We start from the raw sequence: 13,126 nt of genomic DNA on the forward strand, positions 1-13,126 counted from the left end.
CTATTGGGAAGAGGCCGTATACCCGCAGGACGCCGCGTGGCTCGCCTGCAACGGCATCCCAGCCGCCTATTTCGCGTCGCCAGTTTCGCCTGAAGAATCTGCCGTCGTCGTCTCCGCTCCGTCAGACGCTGCCGGTTGAGTGGCCGCCATTTCTTCCGCCGTGAATCGTCGTCCGGGCCGTTCGCCACTTTCCCGCACCGTCCGCAGGAAGAGCTCTTCGAGGTCCGCTCGCGGTTTCTGAATCGAAGTCTCCGTCATGCCGTGCTTGGCCAGCACCTGGCGAACTTCTTCGATCGCTTCGTCACTAAGATTGCCGGTCCGAATTTCTGTCTTCTCACGCAGTTCCAGAAGCTGATCAACTTCGCCCAGGACTTTCAGCTCACCCTGGAACAACACGGCAATCCGGTCGCTGACGTCCTGCACGTCGGCCAGTTGATGGCTGCACAAAACGACGGTCTTGCCTTCGTCTTTCAGCCGCAGAATCAGGTCCTTCATTTCGCGAGTACCGATCGGGTCCAGACCACTGGTCGGTTCGTCCAGTAGCACAAGGTCCGGGTTGTTGATCAGCGCCTGAGCCAATCCGATTCGGCGGGTCATCCCCTTGGAATATTCTTTCAGCTGACGACGGCGAGCTTGGTCGAGCCCTACCATTTTGATTAGTTCGTCCGCCCGTTTGGCTCGTTCTTCGCCAGACAGCTTGAACAGTCGCCCGTAGAAATCGAGCGTTTCGTCGGCATTCAAAAATCGGTACAGGTACGATTCTTCCGGCAGATAGCCGATCCGCTCATTCTTTTCGACGTCGGACGCCTTCTTACCCAGAATCGTGATGTCGCCGGAAGTCGGAAACAGCAGCCCCAGCAGCATTTTGATGGTCGTTGTCTTTCCCGAACCGTTCGGGCCAAGCAAACCGAACACCTCGCCACGCTTGACGTCAAGGCTGAGGCTTTTGACGGCCTGGACCTTTTTCCGCCCCCAGAAATCGCGATAAACCTTGGACAGGTTTCGGATTTCGATCACATTTTCCTGACTTTGCATGCCTTCAATCTTCGCCGCTAGTGTTGAAAAAGCCGGTGGCCGAGCGATTTTTGCAGGGTTTTCTTGCCAACCGGCACCCTGCCGCATATTCGGTTACGCTAAATGCCAGCCGCCCGTTTGTGGAATTCACAGAAATCAGTCGTCATCGTCATCGTGGTCGGCTGGCAGTCCCGGCAGCTTGTTTAATGCCGCCACAAAGCGAGCCTCATTGAACGTCTTTTGGTCCCGGACCATGACGTTCATCTCACACAGCAGTACCGTCGCCAGCATGGGCATCACTTCGTCGTGCGAATGCCCTTCTGACAGCAAACGATCGTAGGTCAGCTTCGTCTCCGGTGGCGTGCCGTCGCGCATCTGGTTTTCGAGGACTTCGAAAACAGCGTCGTTAACAGATGCGGAATCGTCACAGGACATGGCGGAGTGGCCTTCAACTTGGTTCGCTTTAACCGCAGCAGGCCGAATTGGACTCGCTGCCGCACCCGTCCGGCGTCGCCTGCTGAAACTGCTCCAGCAACTTTTCAGACTCGTAATCCCCGGCTGTGATTTCAAAGCCCAGATCGCGAATCATGTTGAAGTCGTCCATCGCCGCCTGACCGGGCGTGGTCAAATAGTCGCTGACAAACATAGAGTTCGCCGCATACAAGCCCATCGCCTGCATGCTTCGCAGATTCACTTCGCGACCGCCCGCAATGCGGAGTTCGGTGGTCGGGTTCGTTAGCCGGAACATTGCCAGAACCTTCAGGCAGTACCGAGGATCGAGCGTCACCGGTCGGCCCAACTGAGCTCCCTCAATCGGGATCAGGAAATTGATTGGGATCGAAGCCACCTGCAATTCGGCTAGCTTCAACGCCACGTCGACCACGTCTTCATTGGTTTCGCCCATGCCAACGATCATGCCGGCACACAGTTCCAGACCAACGTCGCGGCAGGTATCGAGCGTCTTCAGGCGATCCTGAAAGGTATGAGTCGAAACGATTTCATCATGAAACCGTTCGCTGGTGTTGAGATTATGATTGACTCGGTCCACGCCGGCCGCCTTCAGCCGTTCGGCCTGATCCGGCTTCAGCAGTCCCAGACACGCACAGATGTGCAGTCCGAATTCCTGTTTGATGCCCTTCACGACGTTGCAGACGTGATCGACTTCCCGATCTGACGGGCCTCGACCGCTGGCCACAATGCAGTACGTGCGAGCCTTACTTTCGAAAGCTTTGCGAGCCCCATCCATCAGTCGCTCGGCATTCAGCATCGGATACTTGTCGATGGCCGCTTCCGAACCCTTGGCCTGAGAACAGTAGCCGCAGTCTTCGGGGCACAGTCCACTTTTAGCGTTCTTTAGATAGTACAACTGCACCGAACGACCGAAGTGCTCCCGACGAACTCGGAAGGCGGAGTCCAGCAGAGTCAGCACCTGATCGTCATCCGTGTTTAGCACGCGAAGCGCGTCGTCTCGCGAAATCTGGCCGCCATTGAGAACGACGTCCGCCATTTCGGCAAAGGATCTGTGGTCAGCCAGCGCTGCGGTGTCAGTGGACATGCCATTAAGGCTCCGAATTGGGTAATTTCCGTAGACTATTGTTGCCGCGTGAGTCTACCGTCACTTCAGCCGCGTTCAACGGCTCGGTGGCTCGACTCTCCAGCAAATCCCGATTCGCTGCGGCGTCGCCCGAATTTACGCGTTCCCCACGTGGACACTTGACGCATAAGCCCGGTCGCACCATTCTGGACCGTAGCTGAGATGACGGTGCAGCCGCTATCAGACGAATCACTGGCGATGGATTTCGGGAGCCGAAGTCTTGGCAGACGAATCTGAAAACTCGCAATCCGACGACGTTGCGGTCAAAGCCAACGCAGATCCGGCTGCAGAGCTCGAGATTGACTCAGAACAGCTCCGCGACGGCACGCGCCGCGAACGCAACTTTTTGCTGACGATCTGCTCGGTTTTTTTGGTCATCCTGGCGTATCAATATCTCAGCTTGGCCCTGAAAAAGCCGGAGCCGCTGCCCTGGAAACCTGGCGAATCCGCGCAGCTTTTCCGGGTGGACGTGAACACCGGCACATGGATTGAATGGTCGCAGCTGCAGGGGATCGGGCCGTCGCTCGCCCACCGGATTGTGGCAGATCGCTCCGCCAATGGCCCATTTCAGACCATCGACGACGTGCAACGAGTTCACGGAATCGGCCCCATGACGCTGGACCGAATTCGCCCGTGGCTGACAATTACGCCTGAAAGCCCCGCCCCACCTTCACAAACCGATTGAGTGCAACTCGTTTCACAAGACGTGAAGCTTTTTGCACGAACGTCACGACGTTTCCTGGCGTCCGGTGGATTTCACGCCACAGGCAGCGACTGGGCCGTTAAAAACCGCGTGCGGACATGCTATGCTGCGGAAATTGGGATTTCGCCCGCTTTTGGCGCACTCGGCGAGCCGTCTCTTCGGCCGCAAGTAATCAAAATATTCACAGAGTCCAGCAAACGAATTTTGTAACATGAAGTACGACGTATACGGCGTGGGAAATGCCCTTGTGGATGTTCAGGCTCAAGTCGCCGACGCACTGCTCGCTGAATCAGGTTTCGACAAAGGCATCATGACGCTGGTTGACGATGCTCAGCAAAAATCCCTTCTGACAAAGCTAAACGGCCTGCCACTCAATCGCTGTGCCGGCGGTTCCGCAGCCAACACAATCGTCGCGGTGGCAGACTTCGGCGGCAAAGCGGCGTACGTCGGCAAAGTCGCGGCCGACGAAACGGGCGAGTTCTTCCTGAAGGACATGCGTGACATGGGCGTCACCATCGAAGTGCAACAAGCGAAGGATGGCCAGACAGGAACCTGTGCCGTTCTGATCACCGAAGACGCTCAACGCACGATGATGACGAACCTGGGCGTTTCTGCCACACTGACTGAAGCGGATGTGGACGAAGCCGAACTGAAGCAGGCAAAGTACGTATATATCGAAGGCTACCTGCTAACGGGCGACACCACCAAGGCGGCCGCCTACAAAGCGATTGAACTGGCAAAGAAAAATAACGTCAAAGTCGCCTTCACGGCATCCGATCCGTTTTTGGTGAACATGATTCGCGACGAAATCTGGGACCTCGTGAAAGGCCCGGTGGACCTGTTCTTCTGCAACGAAGAAGAAGCGAAAAGCCTGACAGGCAAGGATGATCCGATCGAATGCGCGGCAGAGATACACCGTCACGCAGAAAACGTGGCCATGACGCTCGGACCAAACGGTTCGATCGTGATGCACGGCGGCGAGGCGATTGCAATTGAAGGAGTTGACGTAACCGCCATCGACACCACGGGCGCTGGTGACATGTATGCCGGCGGGTTGCTGTACGGCATCACAAATGGCATGTCGTGGAAGCAGGCCGGGCACCTGGCGTCTCACGCAGCCGGACGCATCGTCAGCCAGCTAGGGGCCCGCATCGAACGACGATTCACGGCCGCCGAAATCGCGGACCTGATCAGCTAAGGTTTTCCTGCGTATTCAGGGCAAATCTGTCCAACAAATCGCGGCCCGCCAGCGTAATCAATGCTGAAAGGCCTGAGAAATGCTGTCAATGACCGAATCGGACGCGAATTACGGATCGTCCGAGACACAGCCGGAATCTGATGATTCCGTCATGTCTCAGGTCACCGATGCGCGGCTGGTTGATCAGGCAAGACACAATGATCCGGACGCGTTCGGCATTTTGGCTCAGCGATATGAACGGCGTGTCCTGAAGGTCATTCGCCGCTTTATTCCGGACCGCGATCTGGCGATGGATCTGGCTCAGGACACGTTTCTGAAAGCCTTTGATCGGCTGGAGCAGTTTGACCCGTCGAGACGTTTCGGGCCATGGCTGTTTCGTATCGCCGTGAATACGACCTACGATCACCTTCGAAAAATCAAACGCAAGGGGCGATGGGCCCTGTTTAGCGAAGCGGGCGAAGACCGCTTGCCAGACCCGGAAGCACCGGACCCGCGCGGCAATCTGGACACGTCTCAGGAAGTCCGGTCAGTGCTGACCGACATCCCGGAAGCGTATCGAACAGTATTGGTGTTGCGAGACCTGGAAGGGTTTTCGACGTCAGAAGTTGCTGCAGTTACGGAACGCAGTGAAGCCACAATTCGTTGGCGATTGGCTGAAGCTCGCCGCATGTTTAAAGACGCATGGGAACGGCGACAACGTTGTATTGATGAGGAACAGTTGGGTTAAACAAATGCAAAATCAATCAACAGCGTGTGGTGATACACGTCACCTTATTCACCTGGCCGTAGGCGATGACACTCAGCCGGACGAAGAAGCCCGTCTGCTGGATCACCTCGAAACGTGCTGCGACTGCCGTTCGTATCACGCGGGCATGGTGGATGCCATGCACGTGTTGGAGCAGGTGCGCGATGAAGACAGCGTGGATGTTCCGGCCGGAGCTGTCTGGGCCGGAGTTTCTGAACGTCTCGCTTCGCGCGGCAGTCGTGCAGCGAATGTACCGCAGCGTCGCCGCTTCAATGGCGCTGTGGCCGCCTTGTGTGCGTGCTCACTGACGCTTGCCTTGGCCACGATCGTACAGCAACTGCCGATGAACTCGCAGGAAACCGCTGGAAACGACGCATGGGCTCCGATGTCCGCTATGAACGTGGGACTTCAAAACGACGCAGCAGTTCCGTCTGGCAGCACGATGAAGGTTCTCAGGTTCCAGCAACCTGATGGCTCAATCGTTTACGTAAACGCGGCCAACGGGCAGGTCGTGGCTCCCGACTTTTTCCAAGTGACATCCGGCGATCAGAGCTTAAACTTCTAGCCGGCAGCCGCCACGGTGCGCCCATCCGTTGCTGAACGCGAACGTTTCTGCGCGGGCCGAAGTCGTCCTTGGTGCGCTACGCCTCAGCGGCAATGCGTCACCGCGCAGAACCCTGGGCTTGACTCACAGCTCTGAATACAAACCCGTACCAGCCACTAATGGCGCCGGTTTAGTTCAGCACCTTGTCAGAATCCTTGGGCAGGTCGAGCAACGTCTGAGTTGACTCAGCCGGGAAGTCGCGTTCCAGCACTTCTTTTCTGACAATCCGAACTGACCGCGGGGCGTCGATCGACAGCCGAACTCGGCCGCCTTGAACTTCAGAGACCGTCACGGAAATATTTTCGTCGATCTGAATCGACTCGCCTGGTTTCCTACTTAATACGAGCATCCTGCACCTCCATGTTGTGCGAGTATTTCTTCTAAACCTGGCCGCCTGTTGCAAAACGCATCGCTTGCTGAACTCAGGCTACCGCTCATAACACGCTGCAAACCCCGTCCCGATGACCGGCAAAATCCGCGCGTTCCACTCTATCTACGCCCCTTAGTCTGCATTCCTTTCGAATTGTTGCGGAAAAACTTTCATGCACTAGCATAAAACGTCCGCATCGAGGGATATCCCCACTCTAGTAGTCCAACTGTCGGCTCAACACCTGCGCCGCAAATAACCAAAGCCCCCTACATGTCCGCGCAAATCACCTGAGGTGGTTTTCGGGGGCATAAACGGCCGTCTCAGCGAGTGACCTCGCAACCGGCCGTGCTCTAAATTGCCAGACCCTGGAAAACACGATCGCAAATTTGGGTTAGCAACTCACATGCCCTCTCCGAAGGTTCAGCGATACCTGTCCCCAAATCTGTATTCTTCAGCGTTGCCGGTTACCCAATCAGCCGAACAATTTTGTTGCAGATCCCAGCACATCGTTGGACGGAAAAGTCTGCAGGCACTTGGCGCCGCTGCCGCAAGTGAACAAAGGAATGTCGGGCATCCAGTGAGCCAACTGATTGACGTTGGATTCGTCGGCCGCCAGATCGTCTGGAGATCGATTCGGAGGATCATTCAATACAACGCCGGCGATCGACAAGCCTCGCTGCCTGGCGACTTCAGCGGTCAGCAGCGAGTGGTTGATCACGCCCAGTCGATTGCCGGCCACGATCAGAATTTGCAGTTCCAAATCCACCGCCAGATCTGCCACCGTCGTTTTGTCAGAGATCGGACACAGCAGGCCGCCGGCCCCCTCGACAATTAAATAGTCGCACTGACCTCGCCAGGCTTCCACCGCCGTCCGCAGCATCCGATCGTCGACGGATGAATCTTCCATGCGAGCAGCAACATTCGGAGCGACTGCCGCTCTGAATCGCTGCGGACAAATTTGATCGACATCATGCTGTCCGCCCAGCGCTTGCCGAAGGTTTTCGACGTCCTGCCAGACCGGTCCGGACTCAAGGAATTCCGCTCCACTGCAAACCGGCTTGTACGCGCCCACGCGAACACCTTCGCCACGCAGCTGCTTCAGCAGCAGACAAGTGACCCATGTCTTGCCAACGTTTGTGTCGGTGCCGGTGACCAGCAGAGTTTTCATGTCGTTCAGCAGCGCTGTGTTGGAGTGTGTTGGCTGTTCGATCGTGTATGGTATGCTGCCGGAAGGAACAATCGCGAATGACGTCCCTCTTTTTTCTATGCTCGCTTGCATGTCCTGAGGCATAGGCCTCGATCGATGTCTGAATTAACGGATTCTCTCCAAATCTGGCTACCCGGCACTTTGATGATGCTGGTGCTGGTCTCGCTTTCCAGCTTCTTTTCAGCAAGCGAAACGGCATTCTTTTTTCTGTCTCGCGACCAGATTCGCCGCTTCAGCCTCGGCAACTCACGCCAGCGAATGGTCGCCTCGCTGATGGCCGACCCGGACCGCCTGCTCACCGCGGTCTTGTTCTGGAACTTGCTGATCAACCTGGCCTATTTCTCGGTCGGCATCGTTGTGATGCAGAAGCTGACATCGCAGAGCTTTCATCTGACGGCCGGTGTTCTGGCAGTCTGCAATCTGCTGGGCATGATTGTCTTTGGTGAAGTCTTGCCCAAGAGCATCGCAGTTGTCTTTCGGCAAAGCCTGGCGTCTGCGGTGAGCTGGCCGTTGGCGGCGGCTGTGGCCATCCTGGATCCGCTGATCCCACTGCTCGGCAAGACCGCCCGAATCCTGCGACGCACGTTCTGGCCGCATATCAAGCATGAACCGCACCTGCAGCCGGAAGATCTGGAGAAGGCAATTGATGCCTCAGCCGCCTTCACATCTGAACTGCTGGAAATTGAGCAGCAGGTGTTGCACAACATTCTCGACCTAAACGAAGTGGCGGTCGAAGAAGTGATGCGGCCACGAAATCTAAGCATCACAGTCGACGGTAACGCCACTCTGGACAGCCTGAATGCAGCGCCGTTGAAGACCACAGACTATTTAATGGTTACTGAAGATGACAACGAAATCTGCACACGCGCCGTTCCACTCTCGCGAATTACTCGTCGAGACACACCCACCTTTGCAGAGCTTTCCGAGCCCGTTATTTACGTCCCATGGTGTGCCAGCCTCGCCCATGTCTTGGCAGAATTGCGAAGTCGTTATCGCAGCGTTGCAGTCGTGGTTCATGAGCATGGCGAAATGGTCGGCACCGTCACATACGAAGACCTTCTGGAAACAATTCTCAGCGATTCGCCATCTCGCACACGCCGCGTCCTGCGCCGGGAACCTTTGATTGAAATTGGCAACAACCGATATCACGCAGAAGGTTTGGCAACTCTGCGGTTTCTGGCGCGGCAGTTGAGAATTTCATACGACGCGGACGACGACGAAACGACAACGCTTGCCGGGTTATTCCATGATGAACTCGAACGTCTGCCGGAAGTGGACGATCAGATTCGCTGGGAAGGCTGGATCCTGACAGCCATCGCCGTCACGGAGCGCGGCCAGATTCGCGCGCTGATCGAACCGGAAAGCTACTCGGCTGGCAGCGGGGAGGAGTCCTGATGGAATTCTTCTTCACCATGCTGGTCGCGTTGCTCCTGTTCTTCTACGGCCTGAAGCTGTCCGCATTCTTTAGCGGGTCGGAAACAGGGTTCTACCGAATCAGCACGCTGCAGCTTTCTCTGGAAAAGCAGCGCGGCGACCGCGTGGCGTCGCGGCTTTTTTACTTTGTCGCTCACCCGGAACGCTTCGTAGCCACCACGCTGGTGGGCAATAACGTCGCCAACTATCTGACGACGCTGGCAATCGGCATGACCGTGGCCGCGATCTGGCAATACGCCTCCGCAGCGCGGGAACTGGCGGCGACGCTGCTGATGACTCCCGTCGTGTTTATCTTTGGCGAGCTGATTCCGAAAAGTCTGTACTACCGATCGCCCATGATGCTGCTGCGAAGTGGGTCTGTGGGATTTTCGGTTTGTTACTATTTGTTTCTGCCAATCAGTTATCCGCTGATTCTTCTTTCACGTTTCGTCGCAAAGTTTGGCAACCCCCAAAAACGCCCGCTGGAAGTCGTGTTTGGCCGCAACCGACTACACGGCGTGCTGGAGGCTGGGGAGCGTGAAGGTTTGCTAACCGAATTGCAGCGAACCCTGGCGGAAAACCTGATGCAGGTCGCGGAGCAGCGGGTCGAGCTATCGATGTGGCCGGCGTTGTCAGTAAAGGGTCTGTGCGAAACCGCGTCGATGGACGAGGTATTGGAACTGGCTGGGCAAACCGACACTTCGCTGGTCCTGCTGCATGCCGAAGGTCATCCTTACCGCTGGACGTCCGTTGTTCGTGTGGCTGACATGCTGACATCCGGCCTGGCACCGCGACTGGTGGCCCAGCCGCTTCCTGAGTTCGATGTAGCAACACCGCGTCTCGAAGTGCTGACGCGAATGTTTCGCGAATTCGCCGTCTACGGCGTGGTCCGACAGAATGACCACGTCGCGGGCATCATCGATCGACAGACGCTGGTGTCTCAGTTGTTTCGAGTTGTGCGGCCCGGCGGAGTCGGCACAGACGCCTTGCTGACCAGCAGCGAAGTCACTGCTTCGCGAGAATCGACCTGATGCCGATCACGGCGTGAAAGAAGCCTGTGAGTTCGATTCAGCTTCAACCTGTTCCAACAGCGTTGATGCCAGCTCATGGTTGGGTTGCTGCTTCAGCACCGCTTCCAGATCGGCTCGGGCATCAGACCACCGCTTGAGTGCCAGATAGATTTCCGCACGGCTGCAAACCAGTTCGACATGGCCCGGCGCCAGCTCGATCGCTCGTTGAGAATACTTCAGCGCGCGATCGGCGTTGTCGGCGGATTGCCGTACCAGAGCGACGGCCAGATTGTTTAGCACCTGCGAATCATCGGGCGACAGCAACCGCGCGCGTTCCAGGTATTTAACAGCTTTGTCATAGTCTTCATGGACCACCGCCAGCGTTCCGATTGAAAGATACGCACTGTAGTTCAGATTTTGTTCTGCCAGAATCTTCGTCAACATCCGATCGGCTTTGTCCGCGCTCTCGCCCTCCATGAAGGTCATTTGAGCCAGTCGCGGAACGACGGCTGCTGCGGCCTGCGGGGTCGCGTTGAGGGCATCCTGCAATAGCCCCAGCGCTTCGGCCGTTGCAAGAAACGATTCATCGCCGGCCGACTTCTGGTCAAAGACTGTTAACTTTGCTGTGGTGTAGACTTGCGAAAACTCGGGCGTCTGCGACTCCCGGCCGGCTTTTTTCTGAGCTTCCATCACAGCGTTGGCTTCGTCTTCACGGCCACACATCAGAAGGATTTGAGCCAGGGAGGTGGCCAGGCCAGCGTCTTCAGGTGCAGCTTGCATCCGTTCGCGAATCGCCGCAGTCAATCGATCGGTAACGGCATCTGCATCGGCTTGCCGACCGGCCTTTAGATACAATTGAACCAGCTGCAGTTGAAGCTGACTATCAGTCGTCGCTGCCGGCTCCAGCGCATCCGCCGCTTCGTCGTATTGGCCACACGCCGCCAGCAACTGAGCAAGGCGGAAGCGAGCTCGCGCGGATTCGCCGTCTTTCGCGACTTCCTGCTTCCAGTAGCCAATGGCCGACGCCAGATCCTGTTGATTGAACGAGTTCACAGATTTGCTGGTCTGCTGCAGTAGATTCAGCGCGGTTTCGTTGGTGGGGTCCAGCACAACAGCGTCGAGGCTGAATTTTGCGGCTCGCGGCAGCGACATCTGGTTGGGCAGCAGCCTGGTGGCCATCGTCGTGTAAGTCGAAGACAGCATCGCCTTCAATTCTGTGGAATCGCCGATCTCCAGCCCAGCCTGTAGCAAACGTTCTGCGTCATCCAAATCGCCCTGTGCGAGCCTGATTCTGACAAGCGACGTGCGCGCTTGGACGTCTGACGGATCGGCGTCGAGCTGCTTCGTGAGTTTTTCGACCGGCTGAGCGGCTTGTTCCAGCACTGCGTCACTTTGCCTGCCCGATCGGCGCTGCAGCGCAACCAGCTCAGCCGTGTACCGAGGATCCAGTTCGGCAGCGATGGCCAAATGCCCTTCGGCCAACTGCCATTGCTTGTTCTTCGCATAGCTTTCCGCCAGCATCAGATGCACTTCAATGTTGCGGCCATCTTCATCGACGGCGCGGCGCAGTTGTTGTTGTCGCTGTGCGTCGTCCAGCGGAATGCTGGCGTTGGGTTCCTGCGACTGCTTGACAAGCCACAGCCGTGCGGGGGCGTGTCCCGGCAGATCAGGAGGTGCCAGAATATCCAGATGCTCCTGAGCGTCTTCGATGCGCCCCAGCGTCACAAGGTGCTGAGCCAGACGAAAGCGCAGATCGTCGTCGCCGTAGTTGGCTTGCAGCATACGAGCCATGATCAGCTCGGTATCTTCACTTTGCTCGTTCTCAATCGCGGCGGCCAATGCGGATTCGTAGTGGTTGCCCACGTCGCTGTCAGATTCCCCGAAGACCAGCATTGAGATCGCCAGCGCACCGAGCATCAGGCACGGCAGACCAATGACAATGCGACGCGGAATGCGTGTGAAGAACCAGAGATTGACGAATTCGCGAAACCAACCGGGGATCATGCGGTATTCGAAGGGGATATCTTCGAACATCGTGTCCCAGTCCGGCATGCCGACATCTTCTGTGGCACCGGGCTCCTCACGCGGCAGCTTCAAAAACATCCGGTTCCACATCAGCGAAACCGGGTTGATTGATCCGGCTCCCATAAACGAAACCGGATCAGTAAAGAAACTCAGCAGAACATCAAAGCTGGCAAAACACAGCAGCGTAATTCCGAACACGCCCCCCGTCATCAACAGCCGCTGTGTGCCGCTGTCGAATGCTGTCTGATAATCCGTCCAGGCGATCACGCAGGTGCAAAGAATGCCAACCTGCAACACGACGGCAAACACGGAACTCACCAGCAGCGACGGCAGAAAATGGCCCCATTTGCGTCGCTGAACGCACAACACAATAACAGCACAACAGACGAAAGCCGGCACCGAGAAAAAACCGTTGCAGAACACGTCGGCTGAAAAAGCCTGGCCGGAAACCTCGATCACGTTGTTTGCGCGAAGGTGAAGATAGCCCAGCTGATCAAGGACGCGACTGGCAAAGCTGGTGCCTGCCGCCGTGATGCGCCCCAACAGCCAGTTGACGGGACGAATATCCACGTACGTCGCGAAAAAACCGATCGCGGTCAGATATGCCAACGACGATTCCACCATGCGGTCGCGATGTCGCTGCAGCCATGCATGCAGCCAAACCAAGCCGCTCATGATACCGAAGCCGAACTGCTGGCTGACAAGGGCCGTTAGAATCAGCAGAACGCTCAGTACCACACGGAACTTCACGAAGGTGCAAAACGCTGGCTGATTCCCGTCTTCCTGCGGCTCAATTTCACGGCGGCCGCCGTTGCGGAGCACGAACAATACGCCAAGAGCGATCCACGCAAGCGGACCGAAATACCACGCGGGCGATTGCGGAAGTTGAACCAGGTATCCGATCAGCAGCGGCAGGTGCACTAGCACCAGCAGGATGATCGGTATTCGATTCTTCATTTGCGGCAGCCGGATAAGCGGAATGGCGTCGTCCGAGTTGCAGAAACACAACCGGTCAGTTCAGAAAGCCATTATTCCACCGCGAATGCTGAGATCAAACCTTCGACTACGAAGTCTCCCTAAGGTTTCCAAAATCGTCGCCTGGCGTGGTTGACGTCCGAGTCCTGACGCGCTGACTCCATTCGGCAACATATGTCGAAATCCGCATGGCCGCGTTGCATGAACGCAACATTCGTATTGCCGGCGCTCTGTCAGGCAGATGCGCCGGCAATGGAACGAGTACCGC

12 protein-coding genes are annotated in these 13,126 nt (G+C 56.8%); 6 read left to right on the plus strand and 6 right to left on the minus strand.

Features of this window, described 5'->3' with window-relative positions:
• Nucleotides 1-66: 66 nt before the first annotated feature.
• The 3 genes from Fuma_RS20560 to bioB all read right to left on the minus strand — a co-directional run bounded on the left by Fuma_RS20560 (nt 67) and on the right by bioB (nt 2,569).
• Nucleotides 67-1,035: an ABC transporter ATP-binding protein gene (locus Fuma_RS20560; RefSeq protein ID WP_077028455.1), complete on the minus strand. Its 969-nt coding sequence runs from the start codon at nt 1,033-1,035 to the stop codon at nt 67-69.
• A gap of 135 nt (nt 1,036-1,170) precedes the next feature.
• A complete protein-coding gene (locus tag Fuma_RS20565) occupies nt 1,171-1,449 on the minus strand; it encodes a hypothetical protein (protein WP_077025771.1) in 279 nt (92 codons plus the stop codon).
• A 28-nt stretch (nt 1,450-1,477) separates the two neighbouring features.
• A complete protein-coding gene (gene bioB / locus Fuma_RS20570; RefSeq protein WP_077025772.1) occupies nt 1,478-2,569 on the minus strand; it encodes a biotin synthase BioB in 1,092 nt (363 codons plus the stop codon).
• A gap of 259 nt (nt 2,570-2,828) precedes the next feature.
• Here bioB and Fuma_RS20575 point away from each other — a divergent pair, with 259 nt between their 5' ends.
• From Fuma_RS20575 to Fuma_RS20595, 4 genes are all read left to right on the plus strand, one after another.
• Nucleotides 2,829-3,293, plus strand: a complete 465-nt coding sequence (locus tag Fuma_RS20575; RefSeq protein WP_077025773.1) for a ComEA family DNA-binding protein — start codon at nt 2,829-2,831, stop codon at nt 3,291-3,293.
• A gap of 229 nt (nt 3,294-3,522) precedes the next feature.
• Nucleotides 3,523-4,509, plus strand: coding sequence for an adenosine kinase (locus Fuma_RS20585; protein WP_077025775.1), 987 nt, complete (start codon nt 3,523-3,525; stop codon nt 4,507-4,509).
• Nucleotides 4,510-4,597: 88 nt separating this feature from the next.
• Nucleotides 4,598-5,236, plus strand: a complete 639-nt coding sequence (locus Fuma_RS20590; RefSeq protein WP_077025776.1) for an RNA polymerase sigma factor — start codon at nt 4,598-4,600, stop codon at nt 5,234-5,236.
• A gap of 4 nt (nt 5,237-5,240) precedes the next feature.
• On the plus strand, nt 5,241-5,819 hold the full coding sequence (locus Fuma_RS20595; protein WP_077025777.1) for an anti-sigma factor: 579 nt from the start codon (nt 5,241-5,243) through the stop codon (nt 5,817-5,819).
• Nucleotides 5,820-5,988: 169 nt separating this feature from the next.
• On the opposite strand, the gene Fuma_RS20600 is transcribed toward Fuma_RS20595, so the two are convergent.
• Together Fuma_RS20600 and bioD are read right to left on the minus strand one after the other, a co-directional pair.
• Nucleotides 5,989-6,207 (minus strand): carbon storage regulator, encoded by a 219-nt coding sequence (locus Fuma_RS20600; protein ID WP_077025778.1) that lies wholly within the window; start codon nt 6,205-6,207, stop codon nt 5,989-5,991.
• A gap of 493 nt (nt 6,208-6,700) precedes the next feature.
• Nucleotides 6,701-7,396 (minus strand): dethiobiotin synthase, encoded by a 696-nt coding sequence (gene bioD, locus Fuma_RS20605; RefSeq protein ID WP_158521076.1) that lies wholly within the window; start codon nt 7,394-7,396, stop codon nt 6,701-6,703.
• Nucleotides 7,397-7,531: 135 nt separating this feature from the next.
• Between bioD and Fuma_RS20610 the strand changes: the two genes are divergently transcribed.
• Complete coding sequence (locus Fuma_RS20610) at nt 7,532-8,830, plus strand: hemolysin family protein (RefSeq protein WP_083732195.1); 1,299 nt, start codon at nt 7,532-7,534, stop codon at nt 8,828-8,830.
• A complete protein-coding gene (locus Fuma_RS20615) occupies nt 8,830-9,879 on the plus strand; it encodes a CNNM domain-containing protein (protein ID WP_077025781.1) in 1,050 nt (349 codons plus the stop codon). Before Fuma_RS20610 ends, Fuma_RS20615 begins: the two co-directional genes overlap by 1 nt.
• A gap of 6 nt (nt 9,880-9,885) precedes the next feature.
• Here Fuma_RS20615 and Fuma_RS20620 read toward each other — a convergent pair whose 3' ends face one another.
• Nucleotides 9,886-12,840 (minus strand): tetratricopeptide repeat protein, encoded by a 2,955-nt coding sequence (locus Fuma_RS20620; RefSeq protein ID WP_077025782.1) that lies wholly within the window; start codon nt 12,838-12,840, stop codon nt 9,886-9,888.
• Nucleotides 12,841-13,126 lie beyond the last annotated feature (286 nt).

Source organism: Fuerstiella marisgermanici, from assembly GCF_001983935.1.
GTDB lineage: Bacteria > Planctomycetota > Planctomycetia > Planctomycetales > Planctomycetaceae > Fuerstiella > Fuerstiella marisgermanici.